Source organism: Nisaea sp., assembly GCF_965216895.1.
Classification (GTDB): Bacteria; Pseudomonadota; Alphaproteobacteria; order Thalassobaculales; family Thalassobaculaceae; genus Nisaea.
The window spans coordinates 738489-753042 of record NZ_OZ244205.1 but is presented as its reverse complement, the minus strand read 5'-3'; the positions used below and the strand labels follow the sequence as shown (position 1 = coordinate 753042).

Annotated in this window: 13 protein-coding genes; 8 read left to right on the top strand and 5 right to left on the bottom strand. The window is 60.9% G+C overall.

Annotated features, from left to right (window positions below; translation table 11 throughout):
* The first annotated feature begins 6 nt into the window (after positions 1-6).
* From ACOOE1_RS03590 to ACOOE1_RS03555, 8 genes are all read left to right on the top strand, one after another.
* Positions 7-2175, top strand: a complete 2169-nt coding sequence (locus ACOOE1_RS03590; protein ID WP_420404971.1) for a pyruvate kinase — start codon at positions 7-9, stop codon at positions 2173-2175.
* A 67-nt stretch (positions 2176-2242) separates the two neighbouring features.
* Entirely contained in the window at positions 2243-3289 is a 1047-nt protein-coding gene (locus tag ACOOE1_RS03585; protein ID WP_420404970.1) for a radical SAM protein, read from the top strand.
* The gene (locus ACOOE1_RS03580) at positions 3286-4242 is read left to right on the top strand and encodes a hypothetical protein (protein WP_420404969.1); all 957 of its coding nucleotides are present in this window, start codon (positions 3286-3288) and stop codon (positions 4240-4242) included. Before ACOOE1_RS03585 ends, ACOOE1_RS03580 begins: the two co-directional genes overlap by 4 nt.
* Positions 4243-4429: 187 nt before the next feature.
* The gene (locus ACOOE1_RS03575; RefSeq protein ID WP_420404968.1) at positions 4430-5551 is read left to right on the top strand and encodes a GNAT family N-acetyltransferase; all 1122 of its coding nucleotides are present in this window, start codon (positions 4430-4432) and stop codon (positions 5549-5551) included.
* Between the two features lie 51 nt (positions 5552-5602).
* On the top strand, positions 5603-6466 hold the full coding sequence (mazG, locus tag ACOOE1_RS03570) for a nucleoside triphosphate pyrophosphohydrolase (RefSeq protein ID WP_420404967.1): 864 nt from the start codon (positions 5603-5605) through the stop codon (positions 6464-6466).
* A gap of 65 nt (positions 6467-6531) precedes the next feature.
* Complete coding sequence (locus ACOOE1_RS03565; protein ID WP_420404966.1) at positions 6532-7281, top strand: SDR family oxidoreductase; 750 nt, start codon at positions 6532-6534, stop codon at positions 7279-7281.
* Between the two features lie 36 nt (positions 7282-7317).
* Positions 7318-8283, top strand: coding sequence for an N-acetyl-gamma-glutamyl-phosphate reductase (gene argC, locus ACOOE1_RS03560; RefSeq protein WP_420404965.1), 966 nt, complete (start codon positions 7318-7320; stop codon positions 8281-8283).
* A 226-nt stretch (positions 8284-8509) separates the two neighbouring features.
* Positions 8510-9880: a transglycosylase SLT domain-containing protein gene (locus tag ACOOE1_RS03555; protein ID WP_420404964.1), complete on the top strand. Its 1371-nt coding sequence runs from the start codon at positions 8510-8512 to the stop codon at positions 9878-9880.
* Between the two features lie 15 nt (positions 9881-9895).
* Here the strand turns inward: ACOOE1_RS03555 and ACOOE1_RS03550 are convergent, their stop codons facing one another.
* From ACOOE1_RS03550 to trkA, 5 genes are all read right to left on the bottom strand, one after another.
* Positions 9896-10720 carry an inositol monophosphatase family protein gene (locus ACOOE1_RS03550; protein WP_420404963.1) on the bottom strand — a complete coding sequence of 275 codons (825 nt, stop codon included), beginning with the start codon at positions 10718-10720 and terminating at the stop codon, positions 9896-9898.
* A 100-nt stretch (positions 10721-10820) separates the two neighbouring features.
* A complete protein-coding gene (hflX, locus tag ACOOE1_RS03545) occupies positions 10821-12122 on the bottom strand; it encodes a GTPase HflX (RefSeq protein WP_420404962.1) in 1302 nt (433 codons plus the stop codon).
* A 21-nt stretch (positions 12123-12143) separates the two neighbouring features.
* Positions 12144-12395: an RNA chaperone Hfq gene (gene hfq / locus ACOOE1_RS03540; RefSeq protein ID WP_193180604.1), complete on the bottom strand. Its 252-nt coding sequence runs from the start codon at positions 12393-12395 to the stop codon at positions 12144-12146.
* A gap of 116 nt (positions 12396-12511) precedes the next feature.
* Positions 12512-13159, bottom strand: coding sequence for an HAD family hydrolase (locus tag ACOOE1_RS03535; protein WP_420404961.1), 648 nt, complete (start codon positions 13157-13159; stop codon positions 12512-12514).
* A gap of 2 nt (positions 13160-13161) precedes the next feature.
* Positions 13162-14538 carry a Trk system potassium transporter TrkA gene (gene trkA / locus ACOOE1_RS03530; RefSeq protein ID WP_420404960.1) on the bottom strand — a complete coding sequence of 459 codons (1377 nt, stop codon included), beginning with the start codon at positions 14536-14538 and terminating at the stop codon, positions 13162-13164.
* Between the last annotated feature and the right edge of the window lie 16 nt (positions 14539-14554).

The window sequence follows — 14554 nt, the reverse complement described above, 5'->3', positions numbered from 1 at the left end:
TCTCTCATGAACCTTCTTTGCACGCTCGGCCCGGCCTCCTTTGACGGCTCCATCATACGCAAACTGGACGCGCTTGGCGTGGATCTGTTCCGGATCAATCTATCACACACGGCAGCGGACGAAATCGCCGACCGGGTGAACCTCGTGCGCGAGCACAGCGACGTGCCCATCAGCCTCGATACCGAAGGGGCGCAAATCCGCACGGGCAAGATCCGTGGCGGCGCCGTCGAACTGGCCGAACATCACGAAGTCCATATCGTCTCCGACGCCATGCTCGGCGATGCCGGGCAGTTCAGCCTCTACCCCGCCTATGCACTCGGCTTGCTTGAAGTGGGCGACCTGATCACGATCGACTTCAATGCGGCCATGATCCAGATCGTGGAACTCAACGAGAACGATGCTAGGGCACGGGTCATCACCGGTGGAAAGGTCGGCTCCAACAAGGCGGTCTCCGTCCGGCGGTCGCTTCGGCTGGAGCCCCTGACCGACAAGGACCGGCAGGCGGTCCGGATCGGCCGTGAGCTCGGTATCAAGCACTACGCGCTGTCCTTTGCCAATTCGGCAAGCGATGTGGATCTCCTTCGCCAGCTTGCCGGAGACGAAGCGCACATCATCGCCAAGATCGAGAGTCGCAGCGGGTTGGCGCATTGCGCCGACATCGCGCGCGCCGCGGACGCGGTCCTGATCGACCGGGGCGACCTGTCGCGCGAAGTCCCGATCGAGCGCCTTCCGATCACGCAGAAGCGTATCATCCAGACGGCGAAGAAAGAGGGCACGCCCGTTCATGTCGCAACAAACCTCCTCGAATCCATGGTCACCGCGCCGGTCCCGACACGTGCGGAAGTGAACGACATCTACAACACCCTGCTTGACGGCGCGGACGGCCTGGTGCTTGCGGCAGAGACCGCGATCGGGGCACATCCAGTTGCCTGCGCCGCGATGATTCGCCGCCTTGGCAATCAGTTCAGGAGCGACACGAGTACGCTCGGTGAGGCAGAGACTCCGGAGACAGGGACCAGCGGACCGCATGGCGGCGTGCTGGTAAGTGCGATCGCGGAAGACGAGACGATCGCGCTGGCGGAACGGGACTCCCTCCCCGCCCTCCATGTGGATGCCATGGCGCTAAGCGATATCGAGCAGATCTGCCAGGGTACGTATTCTCCGCTCGACCGGTTCCTCGGCCAGGACGAACTCCGCTCGGTCCTGGCCGAGAACAGGCTTCGCGACGGCACCGTCTGGACGCTTCCGATCGTTCTGCCCGTTCCCCCCGAGCAGGCCGACAGGCTCTCCGTCGGGCAACGTGTCGCGGTTCGCGGGCCGCAGGATCGCCTGCACTCGATCCTTGATGTCTCCGAGATCTACGAGCCGGATCTCGACGCCCTCTCCCCGGCCTGGTTTGGCACAACGGACCGGAACCACCCCGGCATCAAGGGCCTCGCGGAACGCGGCAGCCATTTTGTCGCCGGCACGGTCGCGCTTGCCTCGACACCCCAGGAGCCGGACCAGCCATACCGTCTTTCCCCAGCAACCGTTCGCGACATCCTCTCGCAGAAGGGCTGGAATCGGGTCGTTGGTTTCCACAGCCGGAACGTCGCCCATCAGGTTCACCTGCATATCCAGTTGGAGGCGCTGGAGCGCGCCAATGCGGACGGACTGCTGATCAGCCCCGTACTCGGTTTCAAGAAACAAGGCGATTTCCTCTCTCTCCCCATCATAGAAAGCTATCAGGCGCTTCTTCGCACCGGAGTCTATCCGAATGGCCGGGTCGTCCTCGGCGGCTTTGCCACCTATTCGCGCTATGCGGGGCCGCGTGAGGCCGTCTTTACGGCGCTTTGCCGCAAGAACATGGGCTGCAGCCACTTTATCGTCGGCCGGGACCATACAGGTGTCGGCAATTTCTACGCACCGGAGGCCGCCCGGCAGATGTTCGAGACGTTGCCCGATCTCGGAATCACGCCAGTGTTCTTCGAGGCCTACGCCTACGATCTGAGAAGCGGCGACTACCTCCCGGCGGCAACGGCCGGGGAGCCGAGGGAGATTTCCGGGACCGAGGCCCGCAAGGCGCTCCTGGCCGGTGAACGTCTGCCTGATTGGTACATGCATCCGATCGTTCAGGACGGCCTGATCGCCCGGATCAAATCGGGTCAGCCAGTATTTCACGGCGGAAATGGCTGAATTGACCAACACCGTGATATGGTGATGGCGCGCGAACGTTAACCGTCAGCCGGGGAGGATGGACAGAATGGACATCCTGGGTTTCGAAAAACTCATCTACCATCGTGACAAGCTGGACAAGCTCGCCCGCGGCGAAAAGCAGTTCCCGATCCACGTCACTCTGAGCCTGGGCAATTACTGCAATCACAAGTGCCTGTGGTGCACGGCCTACGAATATCAGCTCGACAAGGCCAAGATGATCGATTTCGATCAGTTGCTCGACTGGCTGACAAGAGCGCGCGACAGGGGGCTGAAGGCCGTCGGCTATGTCGGCAACGGCGAGCCGACCGCCTATCCGCGTTTCGCCGAGTTGGTCAAAGCCGTGCACGATCTCGGTATTGAGCAGGGCATGTTCACCAACGGATACCTGCTCGACAGGTACGAACAGGAAATCCTCGACTATTTCACCTATCTGCGGATCAGTCTGGACGCCGGAAGCTCCGAGATGCATGCCTGGATGCACGACGTGCGCGCGCAACACTACCCGAAGATCATGGAGAACCTGTCGTCCATCCTGACAAAACGAACGCGAGGCACGCCCACGATCGGCATTCAGTACGCCACCCATCACCACAATCTGAGCGATCTATACAAGGCGGCGGGCAATGCGGCCGAAATCGGCGCCGATTACTTTTCCGTCAAACCCGTGTTCAACCGCGGCTCGGTCGGCGAACGGATCGACAAGAACAACCTGACCTACGAGGACATCACGCCGATCGTCGCCAAGGCGCGTCAGGATTTCGAAAGCCGCGGCTTCACGATCTACTATCGCCCGCACCAGATCCTCTCGGAAGAAGCGGACCGGAATGTCCTGCAGTACGACCGCTGCGTGGCCGGATTCTTCAATCTGAACGTCTATGAGGACGGCGCCGTCATCTATTGCGGACCGCACAGGATTCCGGTCGGCACGATGGATGACGATCTCGATAGGATCGAAGACAACATCCTGGCCCTGTCGAGCAAGCTGGACCTCTCGAAATGCCCCGGCGGGTGCCGCTATCACGGAATGAACCATCTCGTGCATACCGTGCTGAACCCCGAAGCCGCCAACCAGTACCACAAGAACTTTCTGTGACCCGGATGAAAGCGCCGGCGTCCGATATCCTGAGACAGGCCAACGAGGTCCTCGGTAGCCATGACTTCCATCCCGATGGACTCGCCCGCGAAACGCAATGGCCCGCCTGCTTCATCGCGGCACCGCCACGCGGCGGCTCCACTCTGCTGCAACAGGTCCTGATTTCCGCTTTCAAGTTCGGGTATGTTTCCAATCTGATGGCCCGTTTCTGGAACGTTCCGGCACTTGGCGCGGCGCTGCAGTCCGAGTTCGCGCCCGTTGCTTTCAGGAGTTCCTTCGTCTCGAAATTCGGGAATACGGATGGCCAGTTCGAACCACACGAATGGGGCTGGTTCTGGCGCAAGTGGCTGTCCCTCGAAGGCAACGAGCACCATATCACCCGGACTGTCGACTGGCGGGGCCTGAAGAGCACGCTCGCAATCCTTGAACGGATCCTCGGCGCGCCTCTGCTGTTCGACTCTCCCCTCGCCGGCAGCAATCTGCCCGAGGTAAGCGACGGGCTCGGAAAGATTCTGGTTCTCAACCTGAGCCGTTCTCCTTGGTATGTCTGCAACTCCCTGCTCAATGCACGGATCGAGCGATACGGGACGCTCGATGCGCACTACGGCGCGACTGTGAAGAATCAGCAGGAACTGGAACGGGTCGCCGATCCGATCGAGCAGATTGTCCGCCAGGCCTGGACTCTGATCGACGAACAGGCGCGCCAGGTGGCGGAACTCCCCACCCTGCATGTGCTGCATCTCCGGTACGAGAAACTGCGCGCGGACCCAATGGCGGTCATCGATCAAGTCGAGACGTTCTATGAGAGCCACGGCATCTCTCTCGAGCGCATGGATCTCGAGCTCGAGCCGTTCCCGGACCGAAACAGGCATGCTCGGATCAACGCGAAATTCGCCGACGCCCTCTCAACGCAGGTTGAACGCTACTTTGGTGCAGATGCCGTGCCCAAATGAGGAAACACCCGGAAACATGAGCTGCATTATTCAACTCCGGGCAAGTGGCGAATGCCAACTCCACGCGCGGGTGAAACGGAAAAAACGGCGTCACTGGAACCATATAGACGCGGCAGTTCAAGCTTTACCGCACCAGACAACTGCCCCATGCTCTCGTGTCGCAAAAGCGAGCTGAAAGCGGTTTGCATTGACAGACTTCAAGGTCCTGACACTTCAAGAGCCCGACGCGTGGAAAGCCGCTCTCCGCGAGGTCGACGGAGCGGGCATTTCCTCTCAGCCCGAGTATTGCACGGTTTTCGAAGCCAATGGCGATGGCGACCCTGAGTGCATCGTCTTCTCAGGACCGAAGGGCAATGTCGTCTACCCCGTCATGCGTCGGTCGCTCGACACTCTCCCGTTTGGCCGGGAGGTCTCCGCGGCCGGATTCGACATTTCCACTCCGTACGGATATGGCGGGATCTACCTTGGCGCCGAAGAGTCCGCCCGACCAGACCTCATGCGCGATTTCAGAGCCCGGTTCACGGAATATGCCAAGGATACCAATATCGTCTCCGAATTCATCCGCTTCGACCCTTTGGTCCAGAATCAACTCTACTGCGAAGGACTGATCGACGAAATCAGGCACCACAACGAAAACCTGTTCATCGATCTTACGCAGTCCGAGGAATGCTTTCTCGCGGGATGCAGGTCCAGGATCAGGACCGGAATCCGGCAGACAGAGAGACTGGGCCTGATCATGGAGCGGCACTACACAGCCGATACGATCCGTCAGTTCGTGGATCTTTATCATCAAGCCATGCTGCGCCGGCAGAATTTCGGATACCTGAATTTCAGATCCGAGTTTTTCGACGACCTTTTCGGAGCTCTCGGAGAGTATATAGACCTCTTCACCGTCCAGGAGGGCGGCGTGGTCCTCGGAGCTGCAATCACATTGCGGTTTGGCGATACGGTCGAATATTACCTCGCTGCCAACCGGCGGCTTCAACACCGCCCCTACGTCAACCATTTCCTGATTATCGAGATCGCGAAATGGGCCAAGAGACAGGGATTCCAAAAGCTCCATCTCGGTGGAGGGTCCGAATCCATCATGTATTTCAAGAGCAGCTTCACGCAGGACAGCATGCCTTACTACGTGGGAAGCCACGTGTTCGATCGCGCGCGCTATGCCGAGCTGATCCGAGACGGTCAATCGAAGGGCGTCCTTCCGGAGACACTGCCGGAGTTTTTCTTCCCTGCGTACCGAGCCTTCCGGTCGAAGAAATCCGACCGGGCATTGCTCGACGCACTTTCAGACACGAAATCGGCCTGACGTGATTCGCGCTTTGATACGTGGAAGGCAGTCAGTATGGTCCCGTGCATCATGAGCACATCAGCCAGAACGACTGCAAAGCATCCCGTTCCCGACACCAACCTGCCGGCGATCGAACGTCTGCGCCGGGTCATGTCGGCGCTACGTGATCCCGACGGCGGTTGTCCGTGGGATATCGAGCAGACTTTCGAGACCATCGCCCCCTACACCATCGAGGAAGCCTATGAAGTCGCCGATGCGATCGCGCAAGGCGACATGCCGCATCTGGAGGAAGAGCTCGGCGATCTCCTCCTCCAGGTGATCTACTACACACAGATGGGCAGCGAGGCCGGGCATTTCGATTTCGACAGCGTTGCGCGCGGTATCACCGAGAAGATGATCCGCCGGCATCCCCATGTCTTCGGGAACGAGGAGGTGGCGGACGCCGAAGCGCAGACCCGGAGCTGGGAAGCGCAGAAGGCCGAGGAACGCGCCCGCAAGGCGGCCGAGAGCGGAAGCCGCCCGAGCGCTCTGGACGGCGTCTCAGCCGCCTTCCCCGCCCTGATGCGCGCGGTGAAGCTGCAGAAGCGCGCCAGTCGAGTCGGTTTCGACTGGCCCGAGGCCGAGCAGGTCCTGGACAAAATCGACGAGGAGATCGGCGAGGTCCGTGCCGAGATGACCGCCGATCCCGCCGGGCGCGATATGGATCGGCTTGAGGACGAAGTCGGCGACCTGCTCTTTGTCTGCGTCAATCTTGCGCGCAAACTCGGGGTCGATCCGGAAACCGCATTGCAGCGCTGCAACCGGAAATTCGAGACCAGGTTTCGCGCCGTCGAAACCATGATGCAGGACGAGCACGGGCGGACGCTCGAGCGATCGACACTCGAAGAGATGGAAGCGCTCTGGCAGCGCGCCAAGCAATTCGAGAAGACCTAATCTCCTCTTAAGAGCGCACGACAATCTACTGAATAGACGCAACTTTTTCCCGAGGGAGACCGTACATGGCGAAGACAGCCTTCATCACCGGCGCTACCTCCGGTTTCGGCGAAGCGACTGCCCGCCGTTTCGCCGCCGAGGGCTGGCAGACCATCATCACCGGTCGACGTACCGAGCGTCTGGAGACGCTGAAGAACGAACTGCCGACACCATGCTTCGCCATCACCCTGGACGTGCAGGACAAGGAAGCGGTCAATGCCGCCGCCGCAGGTGTCCCGGACGGCTTCAAGCCGATCGACGTGCTGGTGAACAATGCCGGGCTCGCGCTCGGCCTCGAGGGCGCCGACGAGGTGGCAATCGAGGACTGGGAGACCATGATCGACACCAATATCAAGGGGTTGCTCTACTGTACCCGTGCGCTGCTCCCGTACATGGTCGCGGCCGGCCGGGGCCACGTGATCAACATCGGCTCGGTCGCCGGCAACTGGCCCTATCCGGGCGGCAATGTCTATGGCGCGACAAAGGCCTTCGTCAGGCAGTTCACGCTCAACCTGCGTGCAGATCTGGTGGCCAAGAACATCCGGGCGACGGACATCGAGCCAGGCCTCGCCAACACCGAATTCTCGACCGTCCGCTTCAAGGGCGACAAGGAGAAGGCGGACGATTTCTACACGGGAATCGATCCGCTGAACGCCGAGGACATCGCGGATGCGGTCTTCTGGGCCGCGACGCGCCCGGCGAATGTGAATATTAACCGAATCGAGATGATGGCGGGTTGCCAAGCCTTCTCGCCATTCAATATTGTGCGGAAATAGGCACGGCACGTGGCCGTGCAATTGAGGAGATCCGCCATGGCGGTGCGCATTTTCATCGACGGTGAAGCCGGGACCACGGGCCTGCAGATCCGCGAGCGGCTGACGGACCGGGACGACGTTTCGCTGATCAGCCTCGGCGCGGAGGAACGCAAGGACACCGAAGCCCGACGCCGCGCGCTGAACGAGGCGAATCTGTCCATCCTCTGCCTGCCCGACGCAGCCGCGGTGGAGGCGGTCTCGTTGATCGAGAATCCGGAGACCAAGGTGATCGACGCCTCGACGGCGCACCGGGTCGCGGACGGCTGGGTCTACGGCTTTCCGGAAATGACCGCGGGCCACGAGGATGCCGTCCGCCACGCACGTTTCGTCGGCAACCCGGGCTGTTACCCGACAGGCGCCATCGGCCTGATCCGTCCGTTGGTCGAGAACGCGTTGCTTCCGGCAGCCTACCCGGTCACCGTGAACGCCATTTCCGGATATTCCGGCGGCGGCAAGGCCCTGATCGGCTCAATGGAGAACAGCAGCGCCGACGATCATATCGCCTCGGCCGTTTTCGCCTATGGCCTCCAGCTGCAGCACAAGCACCTGCCTGAAATGCAACAATATTCCATGCTCGAGCATGCGCCGATCTTCCAGCCGAATGTCGGGCGCTACTACAAGGGCATGGCGGTCTACGTCCCGATCCATCTCTGGGCCCTGCCCGGCGGCGTGGGCGCCAAGCGGATCCACGAATGCCTCAGCGACCATTACAGCGGACACCGGTTCACCGAGGTGGCGCCGCTGGAGCAATCCGGCGCCATGCTGCGGCTCGACCCGGAAGAGCTCAATGACACCAACACCCTCCGCTTCCATGTCTTCGCGAACGAGAAGATCGGGCAATGCGTTCTTGCCGCAACGCTGGACAATCTCGGCAAGGGCGCGTCCGGCGCTGCGGTCCAGAACATGAACCTGATGCTCGGCCTGGACGAAGGTCTCGGACTGGATTACAGCCGCGCTGCCTAGCCGATAGAAAGCCCCCAACGAGGCGCGGCCGGATCCGTTGCAGCGCGCATGGGAGCGCCTTGCAGCAGCGATAGACAGCGTCAACTGACTGACAAAGGGACGTGAAATCGTGTTGCCTCACCGCCGACAGGTCATACGGAACCTTCTCTTCCTCTCTGGGCTTGTATCGACGATCGCGTTTGGTGCGCCGGCACACGCCCAGTCCGCTGCGCAAACCGACGAGAGAGTGGAAATCGACCCTCTCCTCGAGCACGCCCTTACTCCATGGAAAGGGGATCTCGCCGAAATCCTGGAGCGCGGTTTCGTGCGCGTGGCAACCGCCAACAGCCCCATGTATTTCCGGGCCGATGGTGTGACAGAAGGCGGAATCGCCGTCGAGTTCCAGCACATTCTCGAGAGCTATCTGAACAAGGAATACAAGAAACAAAGGAAACGCCGGTCCTACGCCGTCGTGCTGATGCCGATGGCGCGCGACAAGATCATTCCCGCGGTGCTGAACGGGATCGCGGACATCGCCATCGCGAACCTGACCATCACGCCGGAACGCCGGAAAGAGGTCGCGTTCACCATCCCGACGCGGAAAGGTGTCCGCGAGCTGGTTGTCAGCGGTCCCGCGGGCAGAAATATCGGTAGTTTCGACGACCTTGCCGGCACACCGATCCACGTCCGCCGATCCAGCAGCTACCACGAACACCTACTGGCGCTGAACGCCGAACGGAAATCCGCGGGCGAGCCGGAAATAGAAGTCCGCGAGATCGACAGCAATCTGGAGGACTTCGATGTTCTCGAGCTGGTTAATTCCGGCGTCATTGCCGCAACCGTCGTCGATGACCATAAAGTCGAGATCTACGCGGAGATTCTCGAAAATCTGAGGGTCCACGAAGACCTTAGCGTGCACGAAGGCGGACAGATCGCCTGGGCATTGCGCCCCGACAATCCTGATCTGCTCGCCTCCATGAACAAATTCGCCAAGACGGTGCGCAAAGGATCGCTGACCGGGAACATCCTGATCAATCGGTTCTTCAACAAGAATTCACTAGTCCAGAACATCGGCTCGGAAAATTCCGTCAGACGTTTCGCGGAAACCGTCGACATCATCCGAAATTATTCCGGACAGTACGAATTCGACTGGCTCATGATCACCGCCCAGGGATTTCAGGAGTCCCGCCTCGATCAATCCAAGAAGAGCCATGTCGGGGCCATCGGGATCATGCAGGTCATGCCGCAGACGGCGAAGGATCCCGTCGTCGGTATACCGAATATCGATGTCGCCGATGCGAACGTCCACGCCGGGGTAAAGTACCTCCGGCACCTCCACGATCATTATTTCGACGAACCGGACATATCAGAACTCGACCGTGTCCTGCTCTCGTTCGCCGCCTACAATGCCGGCCCAGGCAACATCTCGAAGGCACGACGGCGCGCGACCAAGATGGGTCTGGATCCAAATAAATGGTTCGACAATGTCGAGATCGCGACCGCGAGGACCGTCAGCCGCGAGCCGGTAATCTACGTCCGGAACATTTACAAATACTACGTGTCGTACAAGTTCCTGCAGCACTCTTTCCAGACGAAGGCAAGAGATAGCGGAAACTGATCCCGGTCCGGTTGATCACGGCCACAAGCGGCTGCGCAGGTCATCCCATGCCGCTTCGTCCGGAGCGATCAGCAATCCGCCGTCCAGTTGGTCGGGGAGATAGGGCATCTTGTTGAACCGGGCATGGAAGCCGCCCGCTTCCTGGTGCAGCAATGTGCCGGCCACATGATCCCACGGCATGTTCTTCGGATACATCGCGAAATGCGCGTCGCCGGTCAGCAGGGTCAGATATTCGTGACCGGCACAGCCGTAGCGGAAGTGCTCTCCTACGGCGAACTTCGCCCGATCCTTCATCTCTTCCTTCAGGGGCGATGACAAGAAACGGAAATTCAGGGCGCCGCGCATCTCCACGCTGGGACGCCCGCCCAGCACGGAGAGCCGCTCTTCCCTGCCATTGTAATGGCACATCCACGCCCCCTCCCCGCGAACCGCGACGGCACAGCGTTCGCCCAGCGGATCCAGGATGAGGCCGAGCAGGGACTGCCTCCGGTGCACGAGGGAAACCATCACACAAAACTTCCGGTCGCCCTTGGCGAAGTTCCGGGTTCCGTCGACCGGATCGACGATCCAGACCGGGGCCTCCTCGGTGAGGACGTTCAGGATTAGCTTGTCAACGGCGACGGCTTCCTCGCCGACGACCGCTGAACCGGGCAGCAACTCCTGAAGGAGCGGCGTCATCCGCCTCTCGGACTCGATATCTGCAATGGTGACGAGATCGTCCGGGCCGGTCTTCTCCTGGATATCCCCTCTCTGCAGAGCGCGGTAGCGCGGCAGGATTACGGAATTCGCGGTCTCCCGCATGATGCCCATGACGGCCGAGGGATCTGGGTAACTGTTCATACGCGCCAATAGATGAATCGCCGACGGGTGCCGAACCGGGGAATGCCTAATTTAACCGGCGCGCCCGGTTTTGTAAGTGGGCTTCCGCATCGCTCTGACATCAGGCGATGAATCTGGCCTCGAAGCGTTCGGCATCGACAGGCGTCATCCGCACCTGCATGCGGATCTCGGACTCCCGGTCCTCACGGTTCACCACCTGCCCGTGCTGATAAAGCCAGGCAACCGCCGCGCCGTCCGCAGCATCCAGTTTGAAGGTGCGCGTGACGTCGCCGGCTCCGAGCATCTCGTCCAGCATCGCAAGCAAATCCGGGCACCCTGTACCGTCGATCGCCGACACCGCGATCTTACGGTTCGTGCCTTTCGAGAGCGCCGCGCCGCGTTCCGGCGAGCCAAGCAGGTCGATCTTGTTCAGCACCTCGAGGGTCTGCTCCTCAAGTTTCTGTTCTTCAAGGCCGAGATCTTTCAGAACGGCGATCACGTCATTCCTCTGCGCTTCGGTATCCGGATGCGAGAAATCCCTCACATGAAGCAGGATGTCTGCCTCCTTCACTTCTTCGAGCGTCGCCCGGAATGCCGCCACAAGGTGTGTCGGCAGATCGGAAATGAACCCCACCGTATCAGACAGGATGATGGTTCGGCCTGACGGCAGCTCGAGCCGGCGCATGGTCGGGTCCAGCGTGGCGAAGAGCAGGTCCTGCGCAAACACGGCGGATTCTGTCAGCCGGTTGAACAAGGTGGATTTTCCGGCGTTGGTGTAGCCGACGAGTGCAACGATCGGGTACGGAACCTTGCGCCGCGATTCCCGGTGCAGTTCGCGAGTCCGTTTGACGTCCTCGAGTTCCTTGCGGATGCGGGTGATACGCTCGCTGATGAGCCGCCGGTCGATCTCAAGCTGGCTTTCTCCGGGGCCGCCGACGAAGCCGAGGCCGCCGCGCTGACGTTCGAGGTGGGTCCAGGACCGCACGAGCCGGCTGCGCTGGAAGGTGAGAGCCGCCAGTTCGACCTGAAGCCGACCTTCATGGGTCCGGGCCCGTGCGCCGAATATCTCGAGAATCAGCGCCGTCCGGTCGATGACCTTGCAGTCGAGCGCTTTCTCGAGGTTGCGCTGCTGAACCGGGGAAAGAGACGCATCGACGATCGCGACCTCGATCTCCAACGCCTGGACGGTGCCGGCAAGTCGTTCGAGCGCACCGCCGCCGATATAGGTCGCCGGCCGGACACGACTGAGCGACACGACCTCGCTGTGAACGACGTCAAGTTCGATCGCTGCGGTCAGGCCCACGGCTTCCGCCAGCCGTGCTTCAGGATCCCGCGCTGCCGCAGGGTCCTGAGACGACGGTCTTTTTTCGAAGGGGTGGACAACCAGTGCCCGACCGCTCTTTACGTTCGACGCGCTATCCACGCACGCCCCGCTTTCTCGGGCTCAACTGGCCTCTTCTTCCCGAGCCGGTTCAAAAAGCTGAACGGGCTGAGACGGCATAATGGTCGAGATCGCGTGCTTGTAGACCAACTGCGAGTGCGCATCCCGCCGCAGGAGCAGCGAGAAATTGTCGAACCAGGTCACGATGCCCTGAAGCTTCACACCGTTGATGAGAAAGATCGTAACCGCAGTCTTGTTCTTCCGGATCGTGTTGAGGAACACTTCCTGAACGTTTTGATTCTTGTCGGTGGCCATTGCACGGACCTTTTGTTCGTTGCGTATCTGGCGCGTGCCGGAACAAGCTTGGCACCGCCCCTATCTCGCAAATGCGAGATAGGTAGTCCCTTTATATAACTATTTCTCTGCCCGACTCAATCAGTCAGCGCACACCGCATCGCATCGCAATCCGGGAAATGATGTCTCGGCGGCCACTTTTCCAGGTCCGCCTCCGCAATCTGCTCGTCTCCAACCAGGATCGGCACGCAGCCGCTGGCCGCTGCGCACTGCAGATCCACCAGCGAATCCCCGACGAACCAGACTTCGTTTCCGGGAACAGATCCCGAGTCCGACAGCGCCAGATCGACCGGGTCGCGCGCAGGTTTGTCCTTCTCCGCATCGGTGGCGCCGACGATCCGGTGGAAATAACCCGTCCAGCCGAGAGTCTCGGCCTCGGCCCGCAGGAAACTCCCGTTCTTGTTGCTTACGACAGCCATCAGGACCGAACGCGCCCTCAACGAGGACAGTAGTTCCTCGGCGCCCGCGAGTGCCCTCAATGCGGAGAGATGGGTATCGGCAAAGGCCGCGTAGAAAACATCGCGCGCATCTTCCCAGCGCTCACCGAAGATCGTCGGAAAGTTATCGCGCATCGAGCGCTTTGCCCGCAGCCGCATCTCCTGCTCGCTCCAGGCCGGAAGATCGAAGGCTGCGAGGGCGGCGTTCATCGCGACCGTTACCCCAGGCCAGTTGTCGACGAGGGTACTGTCCCAATCGAACAGGATCGCGCGCGGTTGCTCGATCATGATCAGAAGAAATCAAGCCGGACGGCGAAGAGTTTCTCCACCTTCTTTACGACGTCGTACGTGGCGAAGAGAATCACGCGGTCCTGCGCCTGGATGACCGTGTCGCCGCGCGGTACGAGAACTGCTCCATCACGATAAATCGCACCGACGATGACTCCGGCTGGCAGCTTGGCGTCGCGCAACGGACTGCCGACCAGCTGGGAGGTCTCCAAGGCCTCGGCCTCGATCACTTCTCCGAAATCGCCGCGCAGGGAATAGACGCCGCGGATACGTCCGCGCCGCACATGCTGCAGGATCGTGGAGACCGTAATCGCCCGCGGGTTGACCACGGCATCGACGCCGAGCGTGGAGATCAGCGACGCATAGGTGCCTTTGTTGATCAGCGCGACTGTGCGGTCCGCTCCGGCGCGTTTTGCCAGCAGAGAGCCGATGATGTTCACTTCCTCGTCATTCGAGACCGCAACGAAGGTCTCGGTTTGCGCCACATTGGCCTCCTCGAGGATTTCGATATCCAACGCGTCTCCATTGAGCACCATCGTATGGTCAAGAGTCTGCGCCACCAGCTTGGCCCGCTCCCGGTCGAACTCGATGACCTTCACACTGACGCCGGAATGCTTCGATTCGATCTCTTCCGCCAGCATGAGACCGATATTGCCCCCGCCGGCAATGATGACACTCCGGCCCTCCTCCTCCTCGTGCCCGAAAGCCGCCATCGCGCGCGTGAGGTGCTCGACATCGCAGACGAAATAGACGTCGTCGCCGGGCAGCATGTGATCGTCCGGTTTCGGGACAATGCCACGGTCGTCACGAATAATCCCGACGACGACGATATTGAGATCCGAGAACAGGCTGGTGAGCTGGCGCAGCGGCGTGTTGACGATCGGGCAGTCCTCGTCGCAGCGCACGCCGACTACCCGCACCGCACCGTCCGCCATCGGCACGACGTCGAAGGCACCCGGCACCTGCAGGCGGCGGCCAATCGCCTTTGCCACTTCGCGTTCCGGCGAAATGATATGATCAATCGGCATGTTCTCGCGGCTGAACAGGTCGGCCCAGATCGGTTGCAGATAGTCCTGCTGACGAATCCGGGCGATCCGAGTCGGCACGTTGAACAGCGAATGCGCGATCTGGCAGGCCACCATGTTGACCTCGTCGGAATAGGTCACCGCGATCAGCATGTCGGCGTCGCGCGTACCCGCATCCTCGAGGATGGACGGTAAGGACGCCAGACCGTGAACCCCGCGCACATCGAGCGTCTCGGCGATCTTGCGGACCAGAGCCGCGTCCTGATCGACAACCGTGACGTCGTTGTTCTCGCCCGCCAGATGCTGCGCGATGCTGGTGCCGACCTGACCGGCGCCGCAAATAACGACTTTCATTCTGCGATCCTGTTCC

Bases quoted from the DNA above. Each gene is read 5' to 3' on its own strand.
- ACOOE1_RS03590 (WP_420404971.1), top strand. From the start codon at position 7: ATGAACCTTCTTTGCACGCTCGGCCCGGCCTCCTTTGACGGCTCCATC.
- ACOOE1_RS03585 (WP_420404970.1), top strand. From the start codon at position 2,243: ATGGACATCCTGGGTTTCGAAAAACTCATCTACCATCGTGACAAGCTG.
- mazG (WP_420404967.1), top strand. From the start codon at position 5,603: ATGAGCACATCAGCCAGAACGACTGCAAAGCATCCCGTTCCCGACACC.
- ACOOE1_RS03565 (WP_420404966.1), top strand. From the start codon at position 6,532: ATGGCGAAGACAGCCTTCATCACCGGCGCTACCTCCGGTTTCGGCGAA.
- argC (WP_420404965.1), top strand. From the start codon at position 7,318: ATGGCGGTGCGCATTTTCATCGACGGTGAAGCCGGGACCACGGGCCTG.
- ACOOE1_RS03550 (WP_420404963.1), bottom strand. From the start codon at position 10,720: ATGAACAGTTACCCAGATCCCTCGGCCGTCATGGGCATCATGCGGGAG.
- hfq (WP_193180604.1), bottom strand. From the start codon at position 12,395: ATGGCCACCGACAAGAATCAAAACGTTCAGGAAGTGTTCCTCAACACG.
- ACOOE1_RS03535 (WP_420404961.1), bottom strand. From the start codon at position 13,159: ATGATCGAGCAACCGCGCGCGATCCTGTTCGATTGGGACAGTACCCTC.
- trkA (WP_420404960.1), bottom strand. From the start codon at position 14,538: ATGAAAGTCGTTATTTGCGGCGCCGGTCAGGTCGGCACCAGCATCGCG.